At 49.7% G+C, this 25,948-nt stretch carries 23 protein-coding genes; 16 read left to right on the forward strand and 7 right to left on the reverse strand.

What is annotated here, in order from left to right:
- Positions 1 to 52: 52 nt before the first annotated feature.
- The gene (locus tag ABVN44_RS23535) at positions 53 to 757 is read right to left on the reverse strand and encodes an IS6-like element IS26 family transposase (RefSeq protein WP_001067858.1); all 705 of its coding nucleotides are present in this window, start codon (positions 755 to 757) and stop codon (positions 53 to 55) included.
- A 346-nt stretch (positions 758 to 1,103) separates the two neighbouring features.
- Here ABVN44_RS23535 and ABVN44_RS23540 point away from each other — a divergent pair, with 346 nt between their 5' ends.
- On the forward strand, positions 1,104 to 1,403 hold the full coding sequence (locus tag ABVN44_RS23540; protein ID WP_001097216.1) for a helix-turn-helix transcriptional regulator: 300 nt from the start codon (positions 1,104 to 1,106) through the stop codon (positions 1,401 to 1,403).
- Between the two features lie 563 nt (positions 1,404 to 1,966).
- A complete protein-coding gene (locus ABVN44_RS23545; protein WP_001239419.1) occupies positions 1,967 to 3,793 on the forward strand; it encodes an AAA family ATPase in 1,827 nt (608 codons plus the stop codon).
- Between the two features lie 168 nt (positions 3,794 to 3,961).
- On the opposite strand, the gene ABVN44_RS23550 is transcribed toward ABVN44_RS23545, so the two are convergent.
- The 4 genes from ABVN44_RS23550 to silR all read right to left on the reverse strand — a co-directional run bounded on the left by ABVN44_RS23550 (position 3,962) and on the right by silR (position 7,290).
- Positions 3,962 to 4,312 (reverse strand): DUF305 domain-containing protein, encoded by a 351-nt coding sequence (locus ABVN44_RS23550; RefSeq protein WP_000647571.1) that lies wholly within the window; start codon positions 4,310 to 4,312, stop codon positions 3,962 to 3,964.
- A 147-nt stretch (positions 4,313 to 4,459) separates the two neighbouring features.
- A complete protein-coding gene (gene silE, locus ABVN44_RS23555) occupies positions 4,460 to 4,891 on the reverse strand; it encodes a silver-binding protein SilE (protein WP_000790485.1) in 432 nt (143 codons plus the stop codon).
- A 244-nt stretch (positions 4,892 to 5,135) separates the two neighbouring features.
- Positions 5,136 to 6,617, reverse strand: coding sequence for a copper/silver sensor histidine kinase SilS (gene silS / locus ABVN44_RS23560; RefSeq protein ID WP_000555736.1), 1,482 nt, complete (start codon positions 6,615 to 6,617; stop codon positions 5,136 to 5,138).
- Positions 6,610 to 7,290 (reverse strand): copper/silver response regulator transcription factor SilR, encoded by a 681-nt coding sequence (gene silR, locus ABVN44_RS23565; protein WP_000697968.1) that lies wholly within the window; start codon positions 7,288 to 7,290, stop codon positions 6,610 to 6,612. The genes silS and silR overlap by 8 nt, the downstream gene beginning before the upstream one ends.
- A 189-nt stretch (positions 7,291 to 7,479) precedes the next feature.
- Here silR and silC point away from each other — a divergent pair, with 189 nt between their 5' ends.
- The 7 genes from silC (at position 7,480) to ABVN44_RS23600 (ending at position 17,149) form a co-directional block, all read left to right on the forward strand.
- Positions 7,480 to 8,865, forward strand: a complete 1,386-nt coding sequence (gene silC, locus ABVN44_RS23570) for a Cu(+)/Ag(+) efflux RND transporter outer membrane channel SilC (protein ID WP_000475507.1) — start codon at positions 7,480 to 7,482, stop codon at positions 8,863 to 8,865.
- A gap of 27 nt (positions 8,866 to 8,892) precedes the next feature.
- The gene (cusF, locus tag ABVN44_RS23575) at positions 8,893 to 9,246 is read left to right on the forward strand and encodes a cation efflux system protein CusF (RefSeq protein WP_001246155.1); all 354 of its coding nucleotides are present in this window, start codon (positions 8,893 to 8,895) and stop codon (positions 9,244 to 9,246) included.
- A gap of 113 nt (positions 9,247 to 9,359) precedes the next feature.
- A complete protein-coding gene (silB, locus tag ABVN44_RS23580; protein ID WP_001381488.1) occupies positions 9,360 to 10,652 on the forward strand; it encodes a Cu(+)/Ag(+) efflux RND transporter periplasmic adaptor subunit SilB in 1,293 nt (430 codons plus the stop codon).
- A gap of 10 nt (positions 10,653 to 10,662) precedes the next feature.
- On the forward strand, positions 10,663 to 13,809 hold the full coding sequence (silA, locus tag ABVN44_RS23585; RefSeq protein ID WP_020219104.1) for a Cu(+)/Ag(+) efflux RND transporter permease subunit SilA: 3,147 nt from the start codon (positions 10,663 to 10,665) through the stop codon (positions 13,807 to 13,809).
- An 86-nt stretch (positions 13,810 to 13,895) separates the two neighbouring features.
- Positions 13,896 to 14,336 (forward strand): DUF411 domain-containing protein, encoded by a 441-nt coding sequence (locus ABVN44_RS23590; protein ID WP_000758229.1) that lies wholly within the window; start codon positions 13,896 to 13,898, stop codon positions 14,334 to 14,336.
- Positions 14,337 to 14,433: 97 nt separating this feature from the next.
- Positions 14,434 to 16,911 (forward strand): Ag(+)-translocating P-type ATPase SilP, encoded by a 2,478-nt coding sequence (gene silP, locus ABVN44_RS23595; protein WP_001398208.1) that lies wholly within the window; start codon positions 14,434 to 14,436, stop codon positions 16,909 to 16,911.
- Between the two features lie 40 nt (positions 16,912 to 16,951).
- Entirely contained in the window at positions 16,952 to 17,149 is a 198-nt protein-coding gene (locus ABVN44_RS23600) for a DUF2933 domain-containing protein (protein ID WP_000843494.1), read from the forward strand.
- Positions 17,150 to 17,182: 33 nt separating this feature from the next.
- Here ABVN44_RS23600 and ABVN44_RS23605 read toward each other — a convergent pair whose 3' ends face one another.
- Both ABVN44_RS23605 and ABVN44_RS23610 read right to left on the reverse strand, forming a co-directional pair.
- The gene (locus ABVN44_RS23605; protein ID WP_000287501.1) at positions 17,183 to 17,920 is read right to left on the reverse strand and encodes a peptidoglycan DD-metalloendopeptidase family protein; all 738 of its coding nucleotides are present in this window, start codon (positions 17,918 to 17,920) and stop codon (positions 17,183 to 17,185) included.
- A 288-nt stretch (positions 17,921 to 18,208) separates the two neighbouring features.
- Complete coding sequence (locus tag ABVN44_RS23610; RefSeq protein ID WP_001023257.1) at positions 18,209 to 18,658, reverse strand: copper resistance protein; 450 nt, start codon at positions 18,656 to 18,658, stop codon at positions 18,209 to 18,211.
- Positions 18,659 to 18,892: 234 nt separating this feature from the next.
- Here ABVN44_RS23610 and pcoA point away from each other — a divergent pair, with 234 nt between their 5' ends.
- From pcoA to pcoE, 7 genes are all read left to right on the forward strand, one after another.
- A complete protein-coding gene (pcoA, locus tag ABVN44_RS23615) occupies positions 18,893 to 20,710 on the forward strand; it encodes a multicopper oxidase PcoA (protein WP_129339423.1) in 1,818 nt (605 codons plus the stop codon).
- Positions 20,711 to 20,715: 5 nt separating this feature from the next.
- Positions 20,716 to 21,606 (forward strand): copper resistance outer membrane transporter PcoB, encoded by an 891-nt coding sequence (gene pcoB / locus ABVN44_RS23620; protein ID WP_001378118.1) that lies wholly within the window; start codon positions 20,716 to 20,718, stop codon positions 21,604 to 21,606.
- 39 nt (positions 21,607 to 21,645) lie between these two features.
- Positions 21,646 to 22,026 (forward strand): copper resistance system metallochaperone PcoC, encoded by a 381-nt coding sequence (pcoC, locus tag ABVN44_RS23625; protein WP_020219105.1) that lies wholly within the window; start codon positions 21,646 to 21,648, stop codon positions 22,024 to 22,026.
- Positions 22,027 to 22,081: 55 nt separating this feature from the next.
- The gene (pcoD, locus tag ABVN44_RS23630) at positions 22,082 to 22,960 is read left to right on the forward strand and encodes a copper resistance inner membrane protein PcoD (RefSeq protein WP_229692861.1); all 879 of its coding nucleotides are present in this window, start codon (positions 22,082 to 22,084) and stop codon (positions 22,958 to 22,960) included.
- A 54-nt stretch (positions 22,961 to 23,014) separates the two neighbouring features.
- On the forward strand, positions 23,015 to 23,695 hold the full coding sequence (gene pcoR, locus ABVN44_RS23635) for a copper response regulator transcription factor PcoR (RefSeq protein ID WP_001188930.1): 681 nt from the start codon (positions 23,015 to 23,017) through the stop codon (positions 23,693 to 23,695).
- Positions 23,692 to 25,092, forward strand: a complete 1,401-nt coding sequence (pcoS, locus tag ABVN44_RS23640; RefSeq protein ID WP_001211180.1) for a copper resistance membrane spanning protein PcoS — start codon at positions 23,692 to 23,694, stop codon at positions 25,090 to 25,092. The genes pcoR and pcoS overlap by 4 nt, the downstream gene beginning before the upstream one ends.
- 217 nt (positions 25,093 to 25,309) lie before the next feature.
- Positions 25,310 to 25,744 (forward strand): copper resistance system metallochaperone PcoE, encoded by a 435-nt coding sequence (gene pcoE, locus ABVN44_RS23645; protein ID WP_000723069.1) that lies wholly within the window; start codon positions 25,310 to 25,312, stop codon positions 25,742 to 25,744.
- Positions 25,745 to 25,948: the final 204 nt, after the last annotated feature.

The raw sequence follows: 25,948 nt of genomic DNA on the forward strand, positions 1-25,948 counted from the left end.
GGCACTGTTGCAAAGTTAGCGATGAGGCAGCCTTTTGTCTTATTCAAAGGCCTTACATTTCAAAAACTCTGCTTACCAGGCGCATTTCGCCCAGGGGATCACCATAATAAAATGCTGAGGCCTGGCCTTTGCGTAGTGCACGCATCACCTCAATACCTTTGATGGTGGCGTAAGCCGTCTTCATGGATTTAAATCCCAGCGTGGCGTTGATTATCCGTTTCAGTTTGCCATGATCGCATTCAATCACGTTGTTCCGGTACTTAATCTGTCGGTGTTCAACGTCAGACGGGCACCGGCCTTCGCGTTTGAGCAGAGCAAGCGCGCGACCATAGGCGGGCGCTTTATCCGTGTTGATGAATCGTGGGATCTGCCACTTCTTCACGTTGTTGAGGATTTTACCCAGAAACCGGTATGCAGCTTTGCTGTTACGACGGGAGGAGAGATAAAAATCGACAGTGCGGCCCCGGCTGTCGACGGCCCGGTACAGATACGCCCAGCGGCCATTGACCTTCACGTAGGTTTCATCCATGTGCCACGGGCAAAGATCGGAAGGGTTACGCCAGTACCAGCGCAGCCGTTTTTCCATTTCAGGCGCATAACGCTGAACCCAGCGGTAAATCGTGGAGTGATCGACATTCACTCCGCGTTCAGCCAGCATCTCCTGCAGCTCACGGTAACTGATGCCGTATTTGCAGTACCAGCGTACGGCCCACAGAATGATGTCACGCTGAAAATGCCGGCCTTTGAATGGGTTCATGTGCAGCTCCATCAGCAAAAGGGGATGATAAGTTTATCACCACCGACTATTTGCAACAGTGCCTAAATTATCACTCATAGAGTTTCCCTGGGGGTTACCACCTGTGTATGATGCCGGTTAGCAACAACGTCTAAAAGACCTGCGATCACGTGGGTCCCTCTCCAGCAAAGGGGCAAGGGGTGCTATATAACGGTGTACTGCTTACCCAATACGGCCTTGTATTTGAAAGATGCCGCATCTTGGCAGGATTCGTATTACAGCCTATAGTCTGTTAATGAGCATTACAGCCTATATGCTGTAAATCCCTGCGTTATGCTTGTTAACTCGTCGATACGGAAGGTCACTTATGAACACTCAATACGCTTTGAAGACTTTGAATCAGTTACGTCCTGTTTTAATCGGCTTTCGCAAAGCCAATGGACTGACGCAAAAAGATGTTTCTGAACGTTTGGGTATAACACAGCAAACTTATGCCCGACTAGAGGCCAACCCTGCAAGTGCGGGTTTTGAGCGTTTGTTTAGGGTGTTCAGCGTCCTTGGAGTGGAGATCGTACTTTCATCCAGGGAACCATTGTCAGATGCAAAGCCCGAATACGGAGCTATGCACAATTATTCTTCACTTCCAGCCAGGCGGGAGAAATGGTGACGCCTGGCGCTTCCCGGTCTAATTTTTCTTCAACAAGATTAACCCCTTAGCGGCCTGAAGTATCAGGTTGCGATAGAGCCTTTCATTTCTTCTGTTATGTTAAATACACCATTTTGAGCTATTTCGCTCGGCCTTAAATTATCTCTTCATTCTTCAGTGAAAATTTTATGTCGATCACATTATCGATGAATTTAGGAAATAATCCGTAAATGAAAATCTATCTTCTTTTAAATTCATCAGTGTCAGTAGCAAATATTACGCATAAAAGAATGGTTATTATTATCATTTAAATTATAAAGCTCATGAGTCAATTCCAAAAAATATAATAAGCATTGAAATCATTACCCGTGATTCTGGAGTTTTAACTTTGCCATGTAACCAACCACAAGTTAGTTTCCGGTGTTTTGAGGGGCAGTAAAGTTCTGAAAGCGCGACCAGATCATAATCCCGAAATGTCGTTAAGATATTCTGAATAACGGTTATCCCTGCTTGTTGGCAGGCATTTGAAAATATATTTTGTATTCAGGTTGCAGCAAAACGCTTTCTTACACACAGGACTTCATATGCGGCTCAGAAAATTAAAACTGAAAAACTTCAGAGGCTACAGAAACTCTACTGAAATCATTATTGATGAAAGCATGACGGGTATTGTCGGTCGTAATGACTTTGGGAAATCAACGCTTCTGGAAGCGCTGGCTATTTTTTTTGAAACAGAAGGAATGAAGGCTGACAAGAATGACATGAACTGTTTCAGCCTAAGAGAAGGGGACGGCCGTTTTGAAATAGCCTGTGAATTTGATGACCTGCCCGATTTTATCATGATCGACGACAGGGTGCAGACCACGCTCGCCTCAGAACATCTGCTGAATGAGGACGGCAATTTTGAAATCGTCAAAACGTTTAAAGCAACGACCTCAGGAAAACCGGAGCAGACCTGCATCCGCTGCATCCACCCGGATGAGGAGCCCCTGAGAAATTTACTGGGCATGAAAATTTCTGAGCTCAAGGCGGTGGGAAAAGAAGTTGAAAAAAATGTGGCGGATAAACGCACTGCATCGTTATGGCGTCAGGCCATCAGGGAAGCCGCAGCCCCCTATACCTGTTCGGAAATTATGCTGGATGTCGATAAAGAGTTCGGAACCGACACAAAATCATTATGGGGTAAGATCCTCGATTTGCTGCCCACGTATGCGATTTTCAAAGCCGACAGGGAAAGCAGCGACGGGGATTCCGAAGCTAAAAACCCCTTACAGCAGGCCGTAAAAGACGCTCAGGCTGCGCTGCAGGACAAAATTACAGCGCTGGAAAATGAGATTCAGGACAGCGTCCTGGATGTCGCACAGAGAACGCTGGATAAATTACGTGAAATGGCCCCCGAACTCGCCAGTGAACTGACTCCACGATTTAAGGAGAAACCCAAGTGGACCTTCAATTTCACCCTGGACGGGGAAAATGGCATCCCCATCAATAAGCGCGGCAGCGGGATAAGGAGGCTTATCCTGTTGAATTTTTTTCGGGCTGAGGCTGAAAAGAATGTCGCGGGGACGCCCAGAAATGTGATTTATGCCATAGAGGAGCCTGAAACGTCACAGCATCCGAACTATCAGATGATGCTGATGAAAGCGTTACTGGCACTGGCAGGCCAGCCGCACCGTCAGATTATCGTCACCACCCATGTCCCGGCGCTGGCCGGATTAATCCCTGTCGAAGGCGTACGTTATGTTACCCGAAATGAGGCGGGTGAACCCGTAGTAAAAATGCCGGATGACGCAGTGCTGAAGGAAGCCACTGAAAGCCTGGGGGTGCTGCCAGAGACCGGTATGGAAAGGGCGCAGGGGATTGTTCTGGTAGAGGGAAAGTCGGATGTTACTTTCCTGAGGCATGCGGCCAGTTCATTAAAACAGTCAGGTGCGCTGCCAGCCTCTCTGGAGGACGTGAAAATAGTGCCAGTCCTCATAGGAGGGTGTGGTAGCGTCAAACACTGGGTTACATTGAATCTGGCCAAAGATCTGGGGCTTCCCTGGTGCGTATTTCTGGACTCCGATATTGGGGGAGACCCTGCACAGGTTCTGTCCATCCAGAAGCGTAAAAAAGAAGTAGAGGAGGCCGGTAAGGTATTTTTCGCTACGCGCAAACGTGAGATAGAAAACTATCTGTGCCCGGATCTTATCGAGGAAATTACTGGTGTAGCCGTCACGTTTACGGACACCTGTGACGCTAAAAAAATAATCGGCCGGGCTGTGGGAATGAAACCCGATAATGTACTAGATAAATTCTGGCCTCAGATGACATCAGAAAGAATCATCTCAAGATCAACCTATCATGACGGAACGCAGGAGAGAAGCGAGCTGGTTGAGATCCTGAGCGACATTGTATCCATGACGAGATAATGTATTAAATAAGCATCTCAGGTGCATATATTCCGGTCCTCAACAAAGGACCGGAGTACAGAGTAGTAAAAACCCGAAATTAATCGGGTTTGAATTATATAAAGATTAACCGACTCCCGCGCCCAGGAACGATGTAAAATCACGCTTGTCGTGACATTTCTACAATGTTTACTTTTGACTATCAAGCCATTTATTCATCTGCTCAATTTCACCTTTTTGAGCTTTAATGATGTCCTGCGCGAGCTTTCTCATTTTCGGATCTTTTCCGTATTTGAGCTCGGTCTCAGCCATTGCTATTGCCCCTTCATGGTGCGCTACCATGCCTTTCGCAAAAGCCTTGTCGGGATCGGACTCATTTACGGCAGCCATCATTTTGTCATGCATGTCTTTCATGCCAGCCATATATTCCTGTGACGAAGCCGAGGTAGACATATCAGTCATTTTCATTTCTGAATGTTCTGCTGAAATCGCTGGCAGGGATAACATTAATACTGCAAATAAAGTGTTTCTGGCTTTCATAAAAAATATCCTTTTAGCGTTGATGCCCGTTAACTGTAGCAGAATCTGATAAAAATGCCCCCTGTAGGGGGCAAAGATGTTGCCATATATCCGGTTACGGAAAAATCTATCAAGGAAATAAGGACAGCACAGATACTTCCCTCGCCGTCAGCCTGCACTGAGCATGCGACGATGCGCTTCGGCCATGGCCTGATGTGGGCCAGACTGACCGTTATTCATAAATTCATGGGCAACTGCAGCTCTTTCATGCTCATTCATTGCCGCTAATGACTTCGACGGCCCGGTAGGGGAAACGGTCTGACTTCCCATCATCCTCTGATGACTTTCCACCATTTTCTGGTGCGCATCCGCCGACCCGTTCGTCATGGTTTCATGAGCAATAATGGCCTGTTCATGCTGGTCCATACCGGCCATACGAGGTGCAGTCCCCTGGATCCCGACAGGAGCCGCAGCAGACTGCATCTGGTGAGCAGGTGCCTGTGCATTGTTGACCCGCTCATGGATATTCACGGTTTCAGTGGCCCAGGCCGAAGAAATTAAGCCAAAGCCCAGCAAGGATGCTAATACGATATTTTTCATGATAACTCTCCATTTCTTAATTAGTGATGTCCGGGGGAGTACAACCGGTGTTTTCAGTTCCATAACTGAAACAGGTTCGGAAGTGTTTATTTCTCCGGGAGGGGACTGGATATTCATTTCCTGGCGTCCACTGACGCCGGATATTGATAAAGCAATCCAGCCTTCCTGATAAGTTGCACTAATTATATCGAATGGCTTCTGTTTGCTGCATGACAGGCTAATGACATCTTTGTCATTTAAATCTTTATTCCCAGCACTGGGTGTCCGGAATCATTTTCTCCAGTCTGGGCACGGATAAGATAAAACGCGTTGAGTGTACGTCCGATTCCACCTGCACTCTTCCGTGATGTGCTTCCACGATTGACTTCACAATCGCAAGGCCGATGCCGCTGCCTTCTCCTTTTCGTTGTCTGGACGGATCCACCCGATAAAAACGGTCAAACAACCTTGATAAATGCTCTTCAGGGATTGGTTTCCCCGGATTTTCAATCACAAGGTCAAAAAAGCTCTCCTGCTCTCTTATTGAGACGGTGATTGCCTGTCCCTCCGGGGTATAACGCAGGGCATTGGATAACAGATTATTGATCGCCCTTCTGAACATTTGTGGATCTCCCTCAACCAGGCAGGGCATCCCGTTAAATTTGAGCGTGATATTGCGTTCTTCGGCCCAGGCTTCGAAAAACTCGAAGACTTTCATGACTTCCGCTCTGAGGTCAAACATGACCCTGTCAGGTATCAGCTGATTATTATCTGCCTGTGCCAGGAACAGCATATCGCTGACCATTTTGGTCATCCGGTTATACTCTTCAAGACTGGAATAGAGGACATCCTCAAGTTCCCTCTGTGTTCGATCCTGACTCAGTGCGATTTCAGTCTGCGTCACCAGATTGGTGATGGGCGTTCTGATCTCATGCGCGATATCGGCAGAGAAATTGGCCTGGCGGGTAAAGACATCCTCAATCTTTCCAATCATATGATTGAACGAGATAACCAGTTGCTCCAGCTCAATGGGAACGCGTGTCGGTTCCAGTCGCGCATCAAGATTCTCGGAGGTGATGTTTTTAATGGCATTGCTGACATTACGAAGGGGCAGGTGCCCCTGACGGACAGCGATTCGAATGATCAGAACAATCAACAGGCTTATCACGACGGCAATCGCAATCAGGTTCTTTTTCAGCGCATCGAGGTAATGGAGATGGAAATTAATGGATAGGCCAGTCAGCATGACATAGTTCTGCTGTTTGCCCTGAAATATCGCCTGACCAGAGGAGGCGATAATCCTGTATGTTTCCATCTTCATTTCGGACCCGGTATCCATCGGTCCCGCAGGATCCTCCACCGTCCAGAGAAAGACATCCCGTGCGCGGCTGTGCTCGCTAAAATCTGCTGAATTCACTGCCGGGCGTAGTGCCGCCCCCTGAGCTGAGCTAAAGAGCACTTCCCCCCTGGGATTGAGGAGCAAAAGGGCAACGTTGCGGTAGCTGGCAATTGATTCCTTTATTTTGCTTATTTTTTTATCATCCGGATCCACCGGGGACTGCAGTATACGGTTCAGTGTGGTGCTGATTTGTTGAAGATCGCTGACATCCTGCTCGGCAAAATGATTTTCAACAGAATGCAGCATAAACCAGGTGAATGCGATAAAAGCCAGTATCGTGGACAGGCTGATAAAAAAGGTCAGCCGCAGAGCGAGTGAGAAAGGGCGTCTGGAAGGTTTGCTATGCATCCGGGACCTCCAGCATGTAGCCCACGCCCCGGACTGTCTGGATCAGCTTTGTCTCGTAATCGTTGTCTATTTTAGCGCGGAGTCGCTTTACTGCGACATCGATCGCATTAGTGTCGCTGTCAAAATTCATGTCCCAGACCTGAGAGGCAATCAGGGAGCGGGGAAGAACCTCTCCCTGATGGCGAATGAAGAATTCCAGCAGGCTGAACTCTTTACTGGTGAGCACAATGCGGTTTCCGGCGCGACTGACTTTTCTGGATACGAGATCAATCGAGAGGTCAGCCACCTTAAACTGGCTTTCCGTGATCATCGTGTTTCCCCGCCTCAGAAGGGTTCTCACCCGGGCGAGCAGTTCGGCAAACGCAAAGGGTTTAACCAGATAATCGTCCGCACCCAGTTCCAGTCCTTTGACCCTATGTTCGATCGTGCCGAGGGCTGTCAGCAGTAAGACCGGCATACCCTTTCCGGCAGTGCGCAGCATGCGGATGATATCCCAGCCGTTCACATCAGGTAGCATGATATCCAGAATGACTAAATCATACTCGGCTGTCATGGCGAGATGATATCCGGTAAGACCATTATCAGCGTGATCCACTACGAACCCTGCCTCTGTAAGCCCTTTGCTGAGATATTCACCTGTTTTAATTTCGTCTTCGACGATCAATATTTTCATCTTGCTCCCCGGCTGGCTGCTAATGTCATTCTATTGCGCCCACGATCGTTATCAACGGATTACAGCAAAAATGACAACATTGTCATTATCCTGTCACCCGGCAAACAGAGAGCGTTAGGTAAAGTACCCCTATCAATACTCTGGACTTCATTTGAACCATTTACCAGGTCTGCCTGGACGAGAAGCGTTATGTTCAAATTAAAATTACTCAGCATTAGCACGATATTCATCCTGGCAGGCTGCGTGTCGCTTGCGCCTGAATATCAGCGGCCCGCAGCACCGGTACCCCAGCAGTTTTCACTGTCCCATAACAGCCTGACGCCAGCGGTAAATGGCTATCAGGATACGGGCTGGCGTAACTTTTTTGTCGATCCCCAGGTTACCCGGTTGATCGGTGAAGCTCTGACTAATAACCGTGATTTGAGAATGGCTGCCCTGAAGGTTGAAGAGGCCCGAGCCCAGTTCAACGTCACGGATGCAGATCGTTATCCCCAGCTGAATGCCTCATCCGGGATAACATACAGCGGTGGTCTGAAAGGTGACAAGCCGACCACACAGGAGTACGACGCGAGACTGGAGCTCAGCTATGAGCTCGATTTTTTCGGCAAACTTAAGAACATGAGTGATGCTGATCGCCAGAACTACTTTGCCAGCGAAGAAGCCCGTCGGGCCGTACACATCCTGCTGGTATCCAACGTTTCACAAAGCTATTTCAGCCAGCAACTGGCGTACGAACAACTTCGTATTGCGCGGGAAACGCTGAAAAATTATCAACAGTCCTATGCTTTCGTTGAGCAGCAGCTCGTGACCGGGAGTACGAACGTTCTGGCACTTGAACAGGCGCGAGGACAAATCGAAAGTACCCGCGCCGAAATAGCCAAACGAGAAGGCGATCTGGCTCAGGCAAACAATGCCCTGCAACTGGTGCTGGGAACGTACCGCGCACTTCCGTCAGAAAAAGGGATGAAAGGCGGGGAGATAGCCCCAGTAAAATTGCCACCAAATCTGTCTTCACAAATTTTGCTGCAGCGACCGGATATTATGGAAGCGGAATATCAGCTGAAAGCGGCTGATGCCAATATTGGCGCAGCGCGAGCGGCCTTTTTCCCCTCAATTACCCTGACCAGTGGTCTTTCCACAAGCAGTACGGAGCTGTCCAGCCTGTTTACGTCAGGAAGTGGAATGTGGAATTTTATCCCTAAAATTGAAATTCCTATATTTAATGCTGGCAGGAATAAAGCCAATCTGAAGCTGGCTGAAATTCGCCAGCAACAGTCGGTGGTTAATTACGAACAAAAAATTCAGTCAGCCTTTAAGGATGTTTCCGACACGCTTGCGCTGCGCGACAGCCTTAGCCAGCAACTTGAGTCACAGCAGCGTTATCTTGATTCACTTCAGATAACTCTCCAGCGTGCCAGAGGATTGTATGCAAGTGGTGCTGTCAGTTACATCGAAGTGCTGGATGCAGAACGTTCCCTCTTCGCTACCCAGCAAACCATTCTCGATCTTACCTATTCCCGGCAGGTTAACGAAATTAATCTGTTTACCGCGCTGGGTGGCGGTTGGGTAGAGTAAATTTATTTAATTAATCAGGAAATTAAAATGCGTAATTCACTTAAAGCCGTTTTATTTGGTGCCTTCTCTGTCATGTTTTCTGCCGGTCTTCATGCTGAAACACATCAGCATGGCGATATGAATACTGCCAGTGATGCTTCGGTACAGCAAGTTATCAAGGGCACCGGTGTCGTTAAAGACATTGATATGAATACTAAGAAAATCACCATTTCGCATGAAGCAATTCCAGCGGTGGGCTGGCCTGCAATGACCATGCGCTTTACTTTTGTTAATGCAGACGATGCTATTAATGCCCTGAAAACAGGCAACCATGTCGATTTCTCGTTTATTCAGCAGGGCAATATCTCCTTACTCAAAAGCATTAACGTGACGCAGTCCTGATTGGCTGTCCGGAGCGATTACATCCTGTGCGCCTGTACATTCACATAGGTATATGTGTGAGTTAACCGTCAGGCGCATATGCCAGGTGTTTTGATTTTTTAGCGGAAAATTGTATGGCTTCTTTAAAGATAAAATATGCTGCAATAATTATCAGCAGCCTCATAGCAGGGGGGCTGATATCGGTTACTGCCTGGCAGTATGTAAACTCATCACAAAAAACAGTACAAACCGAACAAAAGGCACCGGAGCGAAAGGTACTTTTCTGGTATGACCCGATGAAACCGGATACCAAATTTGATAAACCCGGAAAATCGCCCTTTATGGATATGGACCTGGTGCCAAAATATGCTGATGACAGTGGCGATAAAAGCAGTGGCGGGATCCGTATCGACCCAACCCAGGTTCAGAATCTGGGATTAAAAACGCAAAAAGTCACGCGAGGAATGCTGAATTATTCTCAGACAATCCCGGCTAATGTCAGCTATAACGAGTATCAGTTTGTTATTGTGCAGGCGCGTTCTGACGGGTTTGTCGAAAAAGTCTACCCCATGACGATTGGCGATCATGTGAAGAAGGGGACGCCACTTATCGATATTACCATTCCGGACTGGGTGGAAGCACAGAGTGAATTCCTTCTGTTATCCAGCACCGGTGGTACTTCCACGCAAATTAAAGGCGTTCTGGAACGGCTTCGCCTGGCAGGTATGCCGGAAGAGGATATTCAGAGACTGCGTTCTACCCGGAGCATTCAGACCCGTTTTACCATTAAAGCACCTATTGATGGTGTCATTACTGCATTTGACCTGCGCACCGGCATGAATATTTCGAAAGATAAGGTGGTGGCTCAGATTCAGGGAATGGACCCGGTCTGGATCAGCGCTGCAGTGCCAGAATCTATCGCCTATCTGCTGAAAGATACGTCGCAGTTTGAAATTTCGGTACCGGCTTATCCGGATAAAACATTCCATGTCGAAAAATGGAATATTCTTCCCAGCGTGGATCAGACAACCCGTACGCTTCAGGTCCGTCTCCAGGTTTCTAATAAGGATGAGTTTCTCAAGCCGGGCATGAATGCCTATCTGAAACTGAATACCAGAAGCCAGGAGATGCTGCTGATACCAAGCCAGGCCGTTATCGATACCGGCAAAGAACAGCGCGTGATTACTGTTGATGATGAAGGCAAGTTTGTGCCGAAACAGATCCACGTTCTGCATGAGTCACAGCAACAGTCCGGCATCGGCTCCGGCCTGAATGAAGGCGATACCGTGGTGGTCAGTGGCCTGTTCCTCATTGACTCTGAAGCCAATATTACGGGCGCACTGGAACGTATGCGCCACCCTGAAAAAACAGAAAGCAGTATGCCAGCAATGTCTGACCAGCCTGTAAATATGCATTCAGGGCACTGAGGAGACGACGATGATTGAATGGATTATCCGGCGCTCTGTCGCCAACCGTTTCCTGGTCATGATGGGGGCCCTGTTTCTCAGCATCTGGGGCACATGGACGATTATTAACACGCCTGTCGATGCCTTGCCTGACCTGTCAGATGTGCAGGTCATTATCAAAACCAGCTATCCCGGCCAGGCCCCGCAGATTGTAGAAAACCAGGTCACCTATCCACTTACCACCACCATGCTGTCCGTGCCTGGCGCAAAAACCGTGCGTGGTTTTTCACAGTTCGGTGATTCGTATGTGTATGTCATTTTTGAAGACGGCACCGATCTGTACTGGGCCCGTTCCCGCGTGCTGGAGTACCTGAACCAGGTACAGGGAAAACTGCCCGCCGGTGTGAGTTCTGAAATCGGTCCGGACGCCACGGGGGTGGGCTGGATATTTGAATATGCCCTTGTCGATCGCAGCGGAAAACACGACCTTTCAGAACTGCGTTCTCTGCAGGACTGGTTCCTGAAATTTGAGCTGAAAACCATCCCGAACGTGGCTGAGGTCGCTTCGGTTGGCGGCGTGGTGAAACAGTACCAGATTCAGGTCAATCCGGTAAAATTGTCTCAGTATGGTATCAGCCTGCCCGAAGTGAAACAGGCCCTTGAATCGTCTAACCAGGAGGCCGGTGGCTCATCCGTTGAAATGGCCGAAGCTGAGTATATGGTCCGTGCCAGCGGTTATCTTCAGAGCATTGATGATTTTAATAACATCGTCCTGAAAACAGGCGAGAACGGCGTGCCGGTTTATCTGCGGGATGTTGCCCGCGTGCAGACCGGGCCTGAAATGCGGCGTGGTATTGCCGAGCTGAACGGCCAGGGCGAAGTCGCTGGCGGCGTGGTGATCCTGCGGTCGGGTAAAAATGCACGCGACGTTATCACGGCAGTGAGGGATAAACTTGAGACGCTGAAGGCCAGCCTGCCGGAAGGCGTTGAAATCGTGACCACCTACGATCGCAGCCAGCTCATCGACCGGGCGATTGATAACCTCAGTTCCAAACTTCTGGAAGAGTTTATCGTGGTGGCCATCGTCTGTGCCCTGTTCCTGTGGCACGTACGTTCTGCCCTGGTGGCGATTATCTCTCTGCCGCTTGGTCTGTGTATCGCCTTTATCGTCATGCACTTCCAGGGACTGAACGCCAATATCATGTCGCTGGGAGGGATAGCGATTGCCGTCGGTGCGATGGTGGATGCCGCCATTGTGATGATTGAGAATGCGCATAAGCGGCTTGAGGAGTGGGATCATCAGCATCCGGGTGAGCAGATTGACAACGCCACCCGCTGGAAGGTGATTACCGATGCCTCCGTTGAAGTGGGACCCGCACTGTTTATCAGCCTGCTGATCATCACCCTGTCCTTTATTCCTATCTTTACCCTGGAAGGTCAGGAAGGACGTCTGTTTGGCCCGCTGGCATTCACGAAAACGTACTCCATGGCGGGCGCGGCCGCGCTGGCCATCATCGTCATTCCGATTCTGATGGGATTCTGGATCCGGGGGAAAATTCCTGCAGAGACCAGTAACCCCCTGAACCGGGTACTGATCAAAGCGTATCATCCATTGCTGTTGTGGGTTCTCCACTGGCCAAAAACAACCCTGCTGGTTGCGGCCTTGTCCATTTTCACCGTTATCTGGCCGCTGAGCCAGGTGGGCGGTGAGTTTCTGCCGAAGATTAACGAGGGCGACCTGTTGTATATGCCGTCGACCCTGCCGGGTGTCTCTCCGGCTGAAGCTGCAGCGCTCCTGCAGACGACGGACAAGTTAATCAAAAGCGTTCCTGAAGTGGCCTCTGTATTTGGCAAGACCGGTAAAGCAGAGACCGCCACGGATTCCGCACCGCTCGAAATGGTTGAAACCACGATCCAGCTCAAACCTGAGGATCAGTGGCGTCCAGGCATGACGATTGACAAGATTATTGAAGAACTCGACAGGACCGTCCGTTTACCGGGGCTGGCAAACCTCTGGGTGCCGCCAATCCGTAACCGTATTGATATGCTCTCAACCGGGATCAAAAGCCCGATAGGTATCAAGGTGTCCGGAACGGTTCTGTCCGATATCGATGCAACGGCGCAGAGTATCGAAGCGGTCGCCAAAACCGTACCCGGCGTAGTGTCTGCTCTCGCAGAGCGACTGGAAGGCGGGCGCTACATTGATGTGGATATCAACCGGGAAAAAGCCTCCCGCTACGGAATGACGGTGGGCGATGTGCAGCTGTTCATCTCATCAGCCATCGGCGGCGCGACGGTAGGGGAAACGGTTGAAGGCGTGGCCCGGTACCCGATTAATATCCGCTATCCGCAGGATTACCGGAACAGCCCGCAGGCCCTGAAACAGATGCCGATCCTGACCCCGATGAAGCAGCAGATCACGCTGGGCGATGTTGCGGATATTAAGGTCGTTTCCGGGCCGACTATGCTGAAAACGGAAAATGCCCGTCCAGCCAGCTGGATTTACATTGACGCGCGCGGCAGGGATATGGTGTCGGTGGTTAATGACATTAAAACGGCGATCAGTCAGAAAGTGAAACTGAGACCGGGTACCAGCGTGTCATTCTCCGGACAGTTTGAACTGCTTGAGCATGCCAACAAGAAACTGAAGCTGATGGTGCCGATGACGGTGATGATCATCTTCATCCTGTTGTATCTGGCATTCCGCCGGGTTGATGAAGCCCTGCTGATCCTGATGAGCCTGCCGTTCGCCCTGGTTGGCGGGATATGGTTCCTGTACTGGCAGGGCTTCCATATGTCTGTCGCAACCGGAACGGGGTTTATCGCTCTGGCCGGGGTGGCAGCAGAGTTTGGCGTGGTCATGCTGATGTATCTGCGTCATGCCATTGACGCGCACCCGGAATTGTCCCGTAAAGAGACGTTCACACCGGAAGGCCTTGATGAAGCCCTCTATCATGGTGCCGTACTGCGTGTCCGGCCGAAAGCCATGACCGTGGCGGTGATCATTGCGGGTCTGCTGCCAATACTCTGGGGAACCGGTGCAGGTTCAGAAGTCATGAGCCGTATCGCGGCACCCATGATTGGTGGGATGATCACGGCTCCGCTGCTGTCCCTGTTCATTATTCCTGCCGCCTACAAATTAATCTGGCTGCGCAGACATAAAAAAAGCGTGTCCTGAACCTGAAAGGGCACCCCCTGTGGGTGTCCTTCTTTACTGATTCACCCTGACGTCAGGGTTTATATCGATAATATACAGAGGTGAGTATGAAAAAAGTGGTTCTAATGGCGCTGGCTCTCGGCCTTTCACTACCCGCGATGGCGAGTGAAAAAGTCATTGATATGTACAAATCTGAAAACTGTGGCTGTTGTTCCCTGTGGGGCAAAGCGATGGAAAAAGACGGGTTCGAAGTACGAACTCACGTCATGAATGATCAGGCGCTGTCAGCCCAGAAAGAAAAGCATGCTATTCCTGCAGGACTACGAAGTTGTCATACCGCGGTTGCCGGTAATTTGATCATTGAAGGCCATGTGCCTGCGACAACGATACATAAGGCAATGCAGTCTGGTTCGGGTATATACGGTCTCGCCACCCCCGGTATGCCAGCAGGAAGTCCTGGAATGGAGATGGGAGCCCGAAAAGAGGCTTACGATGTTATCGCATTCTCACCGGATGGAAGTAAAAAAGTCTTCCAGCGAATCGAATAGTCAGCGGAACGGCTGATAACGGGACGCCGGTAGCAGGCACTCCTGTGCCGGCGATATTCGTGGTAATCGCATCCATGACATACCCTGAAGACAGAAAATGCTTCAGATATGCATAAGGAGAGTTACAGTGAAAAATAACAATGCAGTGCAACACAACAACCAGACTGCTTCTGAGCAGACATTATCCCCGGACGAGGGCCACGTATTGCATAAGGTGAGAGATCCCGTGTGCGGGATGGCCATCCTGCCCGACAGGGCGCACAGCAGCATTCGATACCAGGACCATCAACTTTATTTCTGCTCCGCCAGCTGTGAGAGTAAATTTAAAGCCCATCCCGATCGTTATCTTACCGAAGATGCCAGTGAACATTCCCATCACCATCACCACGATCATCACGAAGTCAGCCCTGATCAGATAAAACAGCCTCACCACCAGGCGGAAAAAGAGAATTCTGAAGGTGTGTGGACATGTCCGATGCACCCGGAGATACGCCGCAGTGGTCCCGGAAGCTGTCCTGTCTGTGGAATGGCACTGGAGCCGCTCGTAGCTACGGCATCCACGGGGCCGAGTGATGAACTTCACGACATGACAAGACGCTTCTGGCTGGGGTTGTTGCTGGCGTTTCCGGTTCTGGTACTCGAAATGGGATCTCATCTGTTTCCCGACTTGAGGAATACAGTACCGCCACAGTACAACACATGGCTGCAGTTGCTTCTGGCCTCCCCTGTCGTGTTGTGGTGTGGCTGGCCATTCTTCGCCCGGGCCGGAATGTCGTTACGTAACCGCTCCCTGAATATGTTTACCCTTGTTGCAATGGGGACCGGCGTAGCCTGGGTTTACAGCGTCATTGCAACCGTCTTCCCCTCCTGGTTTCCTGCATCGTTCAGAAACATGGATGGCCTGGTGGCCGTTTATTTTGAAGCCGCAGCAGTTATTACGGTGCTTGTTCTGCTGGGACAGGTTCTTGAGCTGCGGGCACGGGAACAAACCTCAGGCGCCATTACTGCGCTTCTGAACCTTGCCCCCAAAACCGCCAGACGGCTGGATCATGACGGTCATGAAACGGATATTAATGCGGAAGATGTCCTGCCTGGCGATAAGCTCCGCATCAGACCTGGAGAGAGTATTCCGGTCGACGGTATCGTGATCGAAGGCAAAACAACCGTTGATGAATCGATGGTGACCGGGGAGTCTATGCCGGTTACCAAAACGAAGGATGACCCTGTCATTGGGGGGACGATTAATCAGACAGGGAGTCTTATCATCCGTGCAGAGAAAGTCGGTGATGAAACGATGCTCTCACGAATTGTTCAGATGGTCGCTGATGCACAGCGTTCGCGTGCCCCCATCCAGAGAATGGCTGACAGCGTTTCAGGCTGGTTTGTTCCTCTGGTGATACTTATCGCGGTTGTTGCTTTCGTGATCTGGTCTGTCTGGGGGCCCGAGCCCAGGATGGCGCACGGTCTGATTGCGGCTGTGTCGGTCCTGATTATTGCCTGCCCCTGCGCACTGGGGCTGGCCACACCGATGTCGATAATGGTGGGGGTAGGCAAAGGAGCCCAGGCCGGGGTGTTAATCAGGAATGCCGAAGCCCTTGAGCGTCTTGAAAAAGTGGACACGCTGGTTGTCGACAAAACAGGCACGCTCACGGAAGGTTCGCCTACGGTGACAGGGATTATCAGTCTCAATCCGGGTGGGGAAGCATCTCTTTTACGTGTAGCGGCCGCAGTGGAAAAAGGCTCGCAGCATCCGCTGGGTATGGCTGTAGTCCGGGCAGCCCAGCACAGGGGGATCATGATACCCGCAGTCAGTGATTTCAATGCTCCGTCGGGGAAAGGTGTTTCAGGCGATGTTGAAGGTCAACGGGTTGTTATTGGTAATGAACTGGCTATGCAGGAAAACAGTATCGTTATTGATAATCAAAAGGCCGTTGCGGATAAGTTGCGGATGGAAGGCGCTACCGTTATCTATGTGGCCACAGATGGGTACCTTGCAGGCCTGATAGCTATCTCGGATCCCGTGAAAGCAACCACGCCGGATGCGCTTAAAGCTTTGCGTCAGGCGGGGATCCGCATTGTTATGCTCACCGGGGATAACCAGCTTACTGCTGAAGCAGTCGCACGGAAACTGGGAATAGATGAGGTTGAAGCCGGGATTCTGCCGGATGGCAAAAAAGCAGTGATAACCCGACTGAAAGCGTCTGGCCATGTGGTTGCGATGGCCGGAGACGGTGTGAATGATGCCCCGGCGCTGGCAGCGGCTGACGTGGGAATAGCCATGGGAACGGGTACAGATGTGGCAATTGAAAGTGCCGGAGTCACCCTTCTCAAAGGCGACTTGATGATACTGAACAGGGCCCGTCATCTGTCAGAGATCACCATGAAAAATATCCGTCAGAATCTGTTTTTTGCATTTATCTACAACGCACTTGGCGTGCCTGTGGCTGCAGGTCTGCTTTATCCTGTGTATGGAATACTGCTGTCGCCAGTTATTGCGGCGGCGGCCATGGCTCTTTCCTCCGTCAGCGTCATTGTGAATGCGTTGCGTCTGAAAAGTGTCAGGCTCGGGAAATAACACTGAGTGAAGGGTCAGTTACGAACAGAAGGAGTCCAGTATGAAAAGTACCACCTATGCGCTTATTGCTGTCGCCGCGATCGCGGCATTTGCCCTCCTGCGCGAACACTGGTCACATGTGGCAGGTTACTGGCCATATCTGTTATTGCTGGTCTGCCCGCTAATGCATCTTTTCCACGGCCACGGAGGGCATGGAGATCATCAACATCACGGAAGTGAAAACGATAAAAAAAATTAATCCGGCAGACGGGGCCGCGTCGCGGTCCCGTTATCAGTCCAGGTATCGTTCGTAGTCTCTGGCATGCGCAAAGGCATGCTGTTCGAGTTTGTTATCAGCGGGTGCCGCTGCCCGGAACGCCAGAGAGTTAACAGGGTTGTTATTGATGACCAGCTCGTAATGCAGATGAGGACCGGATGAACGTCCGCTGTTACCGGATAACGCAATAGCACCTCCCCGTGTAACCCTGGCCCCTTTAGTAACGAGTATTTTATTGAGGTGGAGATAGCGAGTTTTAACACCGGCTTTTCCCGTTACTTCAACAAAATATCCCATGGTACTGTTGTATTCGGCCCGGGTGATTTTTCCGTCGATGACGCTGACTATTTTCGTGTTCATGGGCATGGAATAATCAATGCCATTATGGGGACTCACTTTTCCCGATACCGGGTTAAGTCTTGCAGGATTGAAAGGCGAACTGAGTCTTGCTGTGGCCGGTAACGGATAATCGAGACTGCCTTTCCCGGAAGTATCGGAAAGGTTATAGAACTTTTTATCTGATATACGATACGCCGTGTAATTAAATGAACCGGACGTAAATTTATAGGCCACGACACGTGATTTTCCCGCTTTCTTTTGCAGTACGAGTTTTAATGATTCATTTTTTTTCAAATGCCGCAGATTAAACCGGGAAGGCAAGGAGCGCTGAAGAGTAGCGATCTCGTTCGATTCCAGCCCCGAGCGGGTGGCTGAAAGGTAGGCATTTTCTTTTACGACATCGGTAGAATACATTTACTGGAATTCGCCGTTAGCATGAACACTGCGGCGTATGCTAGGGGTTTTCAGGAGGCGTGTCATCTGTCAGTTAATCGGGAGCACCGTTGATGGTCGTCATTTTTGTAACATATCTTGTTTCCCGTTTGCTCCTGAAGCTCTGGGAACTGTATGACCAGCCCGACGGTGATGATTAACGGGACTGAAACAGGTTACGGCAGAGCAATATGGGGCTCATGTCCTGCTACGTAACCCGTCAGTAAAGCCCTGCTGCGCACCTGACGCTAAGCACTAACCCGCCTGCAGTTACCTGGTCGAATACAGCCCGCGAAGCTTTCTTGCCTGCGTCTGATGTGCTTCCGCACCGGCATTATTGACCTGCTCATGCACGAGAGCGGCTTTTTCTCCGGCATTCAGTTCGTTAAAAGAAGAAGACGAGGTCTTTGAATTTGCGTCACTGCCGGACAGCATTTTTTTATGTTCCTCAATCATTTTCTGATGCGCATAGGACGCGCTGTTGTTCATAAATGAATGAGCAACAATGGCCCTTTCATGTTCATTCATTTCAGAGAATGAGGGCGTGTTGTTTTTATTAACCCTGTCCGGTAAGTTTTCATGCGTCGAGGAATTCACATGACTGACGGCTGAGGCATTATTAACAAATCGATGTGCTTCATGGGCAATATCACTGGACTGAGCAAAAGCTGCCCCACAAAATAAAGCTGTAAACGCAGTGGTCGTGATTAATATATTCATGTGTAATTACCTTCTGAGGTACATAAAAGATGTCCTTATGATCATATATAAAAATAATCAACCTGTGGGGAAGATGACGTAAATGTAATACAGCTATGTACATTACACGATTGTAATGAATTTGTTTCTTAAGGTGTGCTAGATTCATTTTATTGTAAGTGGATGAACCAGTAATTTAATTTAAATCGGTTCTCGAATTCTGTCAGTAACCATACTTTAAATAAGGGAATACGCATGCTGTTGAAAACGTCTCGACGAACTTTCCTGAAGGGGTTAACCCTCTCTGGCGTAGCCGGAAGTCTTGGCGTATGGAGTTTCAATGCGCGTTCCAGTCTGAGCCTGCCAGTTGCCGCATCCCTGCAGGGTACTCAGTTTGACCTGACCATTGGTGAAACGGCCGTCAATATCACGGGCAGTGAGCGTCAGGCCAAAACAATCAATGGAGGCCTGCCGGGGCCCGTTCTTCGCTGGAAAGAAGGTGACACCATTACCCTGAAGGTCAAAAACCGTCTTAATGAACAGACGTCCATTCACTGGCACGGCATTATTCTTCCGGCCAATATGGATGGTGTTCCGGGGCTGAGTTTTATGGGCATAGAGCCTGATGATACCTACGTTTACACCTTTAAGGTTAAGCAGAACGGGACTTACTGGTACCACAGCCATTCCGGTCTGCAGGAACAGGAGGGGGTATACGGTGCCATTATCATCGATGCCGGGGAGCCAGAACCGTTTACTTACGATCGTGAGCATGTGGTCATGTTGTCTGACTGGACCGATGAAAATCCTCACAGCCTGCTGAAAAAATTAAAAAAACAGTCGGATTACTACAATTTCAATAAACCAACCGTTGGCTCTTTTTTCCGCGACGTGAATACCAGGGGGCTGTCAGCCACCATTGCCGATCGGAAAATGTGGGCTGAAATGAAAATGAATCCGACTGACCTCGCGGATGTCAGTGGCTACACCTACACCTATCTCATGAACGGGCAGGCCCCGCTGAAAAACTGGACCGGACTGTTCCGTCCCGGTGAAAAGATACGCTTACGGTTTATCAACGGCTCGGCAATGACCTATTTCGATATCCGTATCCCCGGGCTGAAAATGACGGTCGTGGCTGCAGATGGCCAGTATGTAAACCCGGTTACCGTTGACGAATTCAGGATTGCCGTTGCCGAAACCTATGATGTCATTGTGGAGCCTCAGAGTGAGGCCTATACCATCTTCGCACAATCCATGGACAGGACCGGTTACGCTCGAGGGACACTGGCCACGAGAGAGGGGTTAAGTGCTGCCGTTCCCCCCCTCGATCCCCGTCCTCTGTTGACCATGGAAGATATGGGTATGGGGGGAATGGGACATGATATGGCAGGAATGGACCACAGCCAGATGGGAGGCATGGATAACAGCGGAGAGATGATGTCTATGGACGGTGCTGACCTTCCGGATAGCGGGACATCCTCCGCGCCCATGGATCACAGCAGCATGGCCGGTATGGATCATTCCCGGATGGCCGGAATGCCGGGTATGCAAAGTCATCCTGCGTCAGAAACGGATAACCCACTGGTTGATATGCAGGCGATGAGCGTCTCTCCGAAATTAAATGATCCGGGTATTGGTCTTCGAAATAACGGAAGAAAGGTTCTCACGTACGCGGATTTGAAAAGCCGCTTTGAGGATCCTGACGGACGTGAACCTGGCCGTACCATAGAACTGCATTTAACCGGCCACATGGAAAAGTTTGCCTGGTCATTTAACGGAATCAAGTTTTCAGATGCCGCACCGGTGCTGCTGAAATACGGTGAGCGGCTCAGGATCACGCTGATCAACGATACCATGATGACTCACCCCATTCACCTGCATGGTATGTGGAGCGATCTGGAAGATGAAAACGGTAATTTCATGGTTCGTAAACACACAATAGATGTTCCCCCTGGTACAAAACGCAGTTACAGAGTGACAGCAGATGCGCTTGGCCGCTGGGCGTATCACTGCCATTTGCTCTATCACATGGAAATGGGAATGTTTCGTGAAGTCCGGGTGGAGGAATGATGCGAATGAAGAGAAATTTGAAGGCCATACCTGTTCTGGTCGCCGGTTTGTTTACCTCACAGCTTTCTATTGCGGCGGGCTCCGTCTCTGCAGATCCCCACGCCGGGCACGACATGTCTGCCATGCAGATGCCAGCAGATGAGAATTTCACTGAGATGACGTCAATGGAGCCCATTGTAACTGAGAGCAGAACGCCAATTCCGCCTGTTACCGATGCCGACCGGAAGGCTGCATTCGGCAATTTACAGGGGCATGCGATTCACGACAGTGCGATTAATTATCTGGTTCTGCTGGATCAACTGGAATGGCAACGGTCGGATAACACCAACAATTTCAGCTGGAGTGTTAACAGCTGGATTGGAGGCGACACAGATCGGATTTGGCTAAAGAGTGAAGGTGAACGAAGCAATGGGGAAACGGAGGCGGCTGAAGCGCAGTTACTCTGGGGACATGCGGTTGGCCCATGGTGGGATTTGGTTGCGGGTGTCAGGCAGGATTTCAGACCTGCTTCTGCCCGGACCTGGGCTGCTGTCGGTTTTCAGGGGCTGGCACTCTATAATTTTGAGTCTGAAATTACGGGTTTTGTCAGTAATGGCGGAAAAGCAGCCCTTCGTCTGGGAGGAGAATACGACGTTTTACTGACTAACCGGCTCATACTCCAGCCATCCTATGAGGTGAATTTCTACAGTCAGGATGATGAATCGCGGGGTCGCGGCAGGGGACTGACTGACACAGAGCTGGGGCTCCGGCTGCGCTATGAAATACGCCGTGAGTTTGCACCCTATATAGGCGTTTCCTGGAATCAACTTTACGGGAAAACATCCGATATGGCGAAAAGAGAAGGTGAGAAAGACCATCAGGTAGTATTCCTGGCGGGAGCCAGAATCTGGTTTTAACGCACTGATATAAAACACTCAACTAAACAGGTAAATAAAATGTCGATTTTAAATAAAGCCATTCTTACAGGTGGCCTCGTTATGGGCGTTGCTTTCTCTGCTATGGCCCATCCGGAATTAAAAAGCTCTGTGCCACAGGCTGATTCAGCCGTAGCGGCCCCGGAAAAGATTCAGCTTAATTTCTCGGAAAATCTGACCGTGAAATTCTCAGGTGCAAAATTAACGATGACGGGTATGAAAGGCATGTCATCACATTCTCCGATGCCGGTCGCGGCAAAAGTGGCGCCAGGCGCTGACCCTAAATCGATGGTCATTATTCCGCGAGAGCCTTTACCCGCTGGCACTTATCGTGTTGACTGGCGCGCGGTTTCTTCAGATACGCACCTTATTACCGGTAATTACACCTTTACAGTGAAGTAATATTATGAACGACCTGATTATGATTGTTATTCGTTTTCTTCTTTATCTGGATTTGATGGTAATATTTGGATTGCCATTTTTTCAGATATATGGAATAAGCGGTGTCAGACATGAAACCTATAACCTGACTAATTTCAGGTCGTTTATAACTTTTGCTGTTGTTACAGGCATCATTCTTACTGGCATTAATATGCTCCTGGTATCTAATGCCATGAGTGGAGTAACTGACCTCAGAGAATTATCCATCCATGTTATCGAGATGGTGATAGAAGAAACTGATGTGGGTATTAGCTGGATTGTCAGGCTCTGTGCCCTGTTTACCACACTCGGTGCTTTGTTCCTTTACACTAATAAGAGAGTATTGTCCTGCCTGCTGATGACGATGAGTGGGGGCGTGGCGCTGGCTACACTTGCCTGGGGAGGACACGCCGTTATGCATGACGGTCTGCATTACTATCTCCATTTACTGAGCGATCTGACCCATCTCGGCGCTGCAGGTGCCTGGACAGGTGCTCTGGTTGCATTTGCTATCCTGCTGATGCGCAGAAACGAGCATAATGCACAGAGCGTCATTGTGATATCTGACTCCCTGGCAAAATTTGCCACGGCAGGAACGGTGATTGTTGTAGCCCTGATCCTGAGTGCGCTGGTCAACTATCTGTATATTGCTGAGGGTAACTTAACTCCCTTATTCAACAGTTCCTGGGGGAGGATATTGCTTGCCAAGACGGCTCTGTTTGTTCTGATGCTTCTTCTGGCTGCAGCAAACCGGTTTCACCTGGGTCCCCGGCTTGAAGTTATGGTCAGGGAAGGGAATTATGATCGCAGCGTTGCCCTGATGCGAAACAGCATCCTGACAGAATTCGTTGTTGCGATTATCATTCTGGGCGCCGTAGCGTGGCTCGGAATGCTTGCTCCGTCTCAGGTCAGCTAGGGGACAGCCAAAGCTCATGCGTGAGATTTTTACTTTCATATCAGCGAGTTGACCATGCAGCGTATTTTAATCGTTGAAGACGAACAAAAAACAGGTCGTTACCTGCAGCAGGGACTGGTTGAGGAAGGCTATCAGGCCGATCTCTTTAATAATGGCCGCGATGGTCTCGGGGCCGCGTCGAAGGGACAGTATGATTTGATAATACTGGACGTGATGCTGCCTTTCCTCGACGGGTGGCAAATCATCAGCGCACTGAGGGAGTCCGGGCACGAAGAACCGGTCCTGTTTTTAACCGCAAAGGACAACGTGCGGGACAAAGTGAAAGGACTGGAGCTTGGCGCAGATGACTACCTGATTAAGCCCTTTGATTTTACGGAGCTGGTTGCACGTGTAAGAACCCTACTGCGCCGGGCACGCTCGCAGGCCGCAACAGTCTGCACCATCGCCGATATGACCGTTGATATGGTGCGCCGGACCGTGATCCGTTCGGGGAAGAAGATCCATCTCACCGGTAAAGAATACGTTCTGCTTGAGTTGCTGCTGCAACGCACCGGAGAAGTGTTACCCAGGAGTCTTATCTCGTCCCTGGTCTGGAACATGAATTTTGACAGTGATACGAATGTGATTGATGTCGCCGTGAGACGTCTGAGAAGTAAAATTGATGATGACTTTGAGCCAAAACTGATCCATACCGTTCGCGGTGCCGGATATGTCCTGGAGATCAGAGAAGAGTGAGGTTCAAAATTTCCCTGACCACACGCCTGAGCCTGATTTTTTCTGCGGTGATGCTTACGGTATGGTGGTTATCAAGTTTTATCCTGATTAGCACCCTTAATGGCTATTTCGATAATCAGGACCGCGATTTTCTGACAGGTAAACTTCAGCTCACCGAAGAGTTTCTTAAAACAGAGACGTTCAGGAACAAAACGGATATTAAGTCATTATCAGAAAAAATAAACGATGCGATGGTGGGGCACAATGGCTTATTCATTTCTATAAAAAACATGGAAAATGAAAAAATTGTTGAACTCTATGCCAAAAATTCTGTTGTTCCAGCGGTCCTGCTTAATAAGTCGGGTGATATTCTCGACTATATGATCCAGACGGAAGAAAATAACACCGTGTACCGCAGTATCTCGCGGCGGGTTGCCGTGACGCCGGAACAGGGTAAAAGCAAACATGTCATCATTACGGTTGCCACGGATACTGGGTATCACACCCTGTTTATGGACAAACTCAGTACCTGGCTGTTCTGGTTCAATATCGGTCTGGTCTTTATTTCTGTTTTTCTGGGCTGGCTGACCACACGTATTGGTCTGAAACCGCTACGGGAAATGACCAGTCTGGCTTCCTCCATGACCGTACACAGCCTGGATCAGCGTCTAAATCCCGATCTGGCTCCGCCGGAAATCTCTGAGACCATGCAGGAGTTCAATAATATGTTTGATCGCCTGGAGGGGGCATTCCGGAAACTGTCAGATTTCTCGTCTGACATCGCGCATGAGCTGCGCACACCAGTCAGTAATCTGATGATGCAGACGCAGTTTGCACTGGCTAAGGAAAGGGATGTTTCGCATTACCGCGAAATTTTATTCGCTAACCTGGAAGAACTGAAAAGGTTGTCACGAATGACCAGTGACATGCTTTTTCTGGCACGTTCAGAGCATGGTCTGCTGCGGCTGGATAAACATGATGTGGATCTGGCAGCCGAACTGAATGAATTACGTGAGTTGTTCGAGCCCCTGGCAGACGAAACAGGAAAGACAATCACGGTTGAAGGAGAGGGCGTTGTTGCCGGAGACAGCGATATGCTCCGACGTGCTTTCAGTAACCTGCTTTCCAATGCAATCAAGTATTCTCCCGATAACACCTGTACAGCGATACACCTTGAGCGTGACAGTGACTGTGTGAACGTGATGATTACGAATACGATGTCCGGCCAGGTTCCCGCTAATCTGGAACGTTTGTTTGACCGGTTCTATCGCGCAGACTCATCAAGGTTCTACAACACGGAAGGCGCGGGGCTGGGATTATCAATTACAAGGTCGATCATTCATGCTCACGGCGGCGAGCTGTCAGCAGAACAGCAGGGGCGTGAAATTGTGTTCAAAGTGCGCCTGTTAATGGATTAATCCCGTTGTTCAGGAGAAACCTGGAAGGTGACAAAATTGTCATCATTCAGTCACGCGATAAACAGAGGCGGTTTTTTATAATTATTCATAAATCAGGAGCAGCGTGATAACACAATCACCTGGTTCCTGGAGTGATGATTAACCCGCCCTGAGATCAACTGCTTTCTCTGTTATAAGCCATTGATTGTTTGGGTATGTAAACACCGGAGACCCAACCATGAAAAAGATTCTCGTATCATTTGTTGCCATTATGGCTGCCGCTTCATCTGCCATGGCTGCAGAGACAATGAACATGCATGACCAGGTAAATAATGCACAGGCACCTGCCCACCAGATGCAGTCATCTGCTGAAAAAAGTGCAATTCAGGGAGACAGCATGACAATGATGGATATGAGCAGTCACGATCAGGCCGCAATGTCCCATGACATGATGCAAAACAGCAATTCTGCTGCCCACCAGGACATGGCTGAAATGCATAAAAAAATGATGAAAGCTAAACCCGGAGCTACCAACGAAACAGCAAAGTCATTTTCTGAAATGAGCGAGCATGAGAAGGCCGCAGCTGTACATGAGAAGGCGAATAATGGTCAGTCTTCCGTTGTTCACCAGCAGCAGGCTGATAAGCATCGCAGTCAGATCACCCAGAATTAACCCGCAGCTCCACTTGTTAGACCCTCATTTGACGCCGAAGTCACTGGCTTACGCTCCCGTCCGGGAGCGTTTTTTTTCCCATATATCAAACTTTAACTCTGAAGAGGTGGAAGTATCTGACCAACACTGTCACGTAACGCCAGATAACTACAAAAACACCTTTTTCCTCCTGTAAATTGCAGTTCCTGCAAGAACATCAAGGCA

Source organism: Salmonella sp. SJTUF15570 (assembly GCF_043357055.1).
In the GTDB taxonomy this organism is placed as follows: Bacteria; Pseudomonadota; Gammaproteobacteria; order Enterobacterales; family Enterobacteriaceae; genus Salmonella; species Salmonella enterica.

Excerpts from the sequence above, each read along its gene's own strand:
- ABVN44_RS23535 (WP_001067858.1), bottom strand. The coding sequence starts at position 757 with ATGAACCCATTCAAAGGCCGGCATTTTCAGCGTGACATCATTCTGTGG.
- ABVN44_RS23540 (WP_001097216.1), top strand. The coding sequence starts at position 1,104 with ATGAACACTCAATACGCTTTGAAGACTTTGAATCAGTTACGTCCTGTT.
- ABVN44_RS23545 (WP_001239419.1), top strand. The coding sequence starts at position 1,967 with ATGCGGCTCAGAAAATTAAAACTGAAAAACTTCAGAGGCTACAGAAAC.
- ABVN44_RS23550 (WP_000647571.1), bottom strand. The coding sequence starts at position 4,312 with ATGAAAGCCAGAAACACTTTATTTGCAGTATTAATGTTATCCCTGCCA.
- silE (WP_000790485.1), bottom strand. The coding sequence starts at position 4,891 with ATGAAAAATATCGTATTAGCATCCTTGCTGGGCTTTGGCTTAATTTCT.
- silS (WP_000555736.1), bottom strand. The coding sequence starts at position 6,617 with ATGCATAGCAAACCTTCCAGACGCCCTTTCTCACTCGCTCTGCGGCTG.
- silR (WP_000697968.1), bottom strand. The coding sequence starts at position 7,290 with ATGAAAATATTGATCGTCGAAGACGAAATTAAAACAGGTGAATATCTC.
- silC (WP_000475507.1), top strand. The coding sequence starts at position 7,480 with ATGTTCAAATTAAAATTACTCAGCATTAGCACGATATTCATCCTGGCA.
- cusF (WP_001246155.1), top strand. The coding sequence starts at position 8,893 with ATGCGTAATTCACTTAAAGCCGTTTTATTTGGTGCCTTCTCTGTCATG.
- silB (WP_001381488.1), top strand. The coding sequence starts at position 9,360 with ATGGCTTCTTTAAAGATAAAATATGCTGCAATAATTATCAGCAGCCTC.
- silA (WP_020219104.1), top strand. The coding sequence starts at position 10,663 with ATGATTGAATGGATTATCCGGCGCTCTGTCGCCAACCGTTTCCTGGTC.
- ABVN44_RS23590 (WP_000758229.1), top strand. The coding sequence starts at position 13,896 with ATGAAAAAAGTGGTTCTAATGGCGCTGGCTCTCGGCCTTTCACTACCC.
- silP (WP_001398208.1), top strand. The coding sequence starts at position 14,434 with ATGCTTCAGATATGCATAAGGAGAGTTACAGTGAAAAATAACAATGCA.
- ABVN44_RS23600 (WP_000843494.1), top strand. The coding sequence starts at position 16,952 with ATGAAAAGTACCACCTATGCGCTTATTGCTGTCGCCGCGATCGCGGCA.
- ABVN44_RS23605 (WP_000287501.1), bottom strand. The coding sequence starts at position 17,920 with ATGTATTCTACCGATGTCGTAAAAGAAAATGCCTACCTTTCAGCCACC.
- ABVN44_RS23610 (WP_001023257.1), bottom strand. The coding sequence starts at position 18,658 with ATGAATATATTAATCACGACCACTGCGTTTACAGCTTTATTTTGTGGG.
- pcoA (WP_129339423.1), top strand. The coding sequence starts at position 18,893 with ATGCTGTTGAAAACGTCTCGACGAACTTTCCTGAAGGGGTTAACCCTC.
- pcoB (WP_001378118.1), top strand. The coding sequence starts at position 20,716 with ATGAAGAGAAATTTGAAGGCCATACCTGTTCTGGTCGCCGGTTTGTTT.
- pcoC (WP_020219105.1), top strand. The coding sequence starts at position 21,646 with ATGTCGATTTTAAATAAAGCCATTCTTACAGGTGGCCTCGTTATGGGC.
- pcoD (WP_229692861.1), top strand. The coding sequence starts at position 22,082 with ATGGTAATATTTGGATTGCCATTTTTTCAGATATATGGAATAAGCGGT.
- pcoR (WP_001188930.1), top strand. The coding sequence starts at position 23,015 with ATGCAGCGTATTTTAATCGTTGAAGACGAACAAAAAACAGGTCGTTAC.
- pcoE (WP_000723069.1), top strand. The coding sequence starts at position 25,310 with ATGAAAAAGATTCTCGTATCATTTGTTGCCATTATGGCTGCCGCTTCA.